We start from the raw sequence: 1,383 nt of genomic DNA on the forward strand, positions 1-1,383 counted from the left end.
CTATACAGAGCTCGATTCCGTGCAGCGGCACGCGTTTGAAAGGCGTAGACAGGCGATCGTGCGCTATGCCGGAGGTGAATCGCTCAGGCAGATTGAGCAATCCACGGGGGTGAGCCGGCGCGATCTGTATCGCTGGCTTGAACGAGCCATGGTTCCACACTCGGATGGCCGGCCATACGGTTTTCGTGCCCTGGGTCGCTATATGCGGATCGCAGAGTATGCTCGAGTCAGCACAGTAAGAATTGGTGGAGAGCGCGGCAATTCCGGCGGGGCCGGTGCACTGTCGCAACTCTTCGAGCGCTATCCGTCGCTTAGCACCTGGCTGCGGTTGCAGATCAAGCAGCGTCGGGTTCTGCTCGAGCAGATCAATACAGACCGGCGGCTGCGCACACGTCTGCGTGGACTGCAAGCTCTCCATGATGAATTCCTGCGGCAGTGTCGGATGGTGGGCCTGAAGCTAACGGACTACCCGTTCAATACGGCAGGGCGTGCGATTCGCTCACTGTCGGAGCTTCTGAAGGCGGAAATGTTGCGCAGCTTCGGCCAGGCGGCACGTTCGGCGGGTGCGTCACACCTGAAGGGGCTGCCACGTCGAGAGGGTGGCGACGGCTGTCCAGCGGCAACGCATCCTTATCAGATCGTCGAGTTCGACGGTCACCGACTCGATCTTCGGCTGAAGCTTATCGTCCGCGATCCGCTTGGCTTTGAACATGAGTTCGAGCTTGAGCGGGTGTGGTTGCTAGTGATCATTGACGTCTGCACGCGGGCCGTGCTGGGCTATCACCTCGTACTGGCGCGAGAATACAGCCGTTACGACGTGATCAAGACCATCGAGAAGGCATTGGAGCCCCATCGTGCCCGCGCCTTCTCCATAGATGGGCTCGGCTATGAGGCGCAGGGAGGCCTTCCGTCACAAAGGTGGCCAGAGCTCTCGTATGTCACGTGGGAATGGATGAAGCTCGACAACGCCAAGGCGAACCTGGCTAACGAAACGCTGAGGGCACTGTGTGAATTCATCGGTTGTCTCGTCGATGCAGGCCCCAGGTACTGTCCGGATGAGCGCCCATACATCGAACGCTTCTTCGGCACGATGGCGCAGCGACTGTCTTCGCGCCTACCCGGCTACACGGGTTCGCACCCACGGGATTTGCGCCGCGCGCTCGCCGATCCGAAGGGCAATCTTCGGCTCTATGTGTCGCTCGACGAGCTGGAGGAGCTGGTTGAGTATGCGATCACGACGTACAACGGTACGCCGCATACCGGCTTGAACAGCGTGACCCCGCTCGAAGCAATGGAATACTTGCTCAATACTCAACAGGTGGTGCTGACGCGGCTTGCTGAGCATCATCGTCGCACGCTGTGCTTGATGCAGTCGGCCCGCCG

At 60.1% G+C, this 1,383-nt stretch carries 1 protein-coding gene; it reads left to right on the forward strand.

What is annotated here, in order from left to right; all coding sequences use genetic code 11:
• The coding region (locus A3A5_RS45055; RefSeq protein WP_018312746.1) for a DDE-type integrase/transposase/recombinase at positions 1-1,383 on the forward strand (1,383 nt) is incomplete at both ends.

The sequence above is a fragment of the Cupriavidus sp. UYPR2.512 genome, assembly GCF_000379565.1.
Lineage (GTDB): Bacteria > Pseudomonadota > Gammaproteobacteria > Burkholderiales > Burkholderiaceae > Cupriavidus.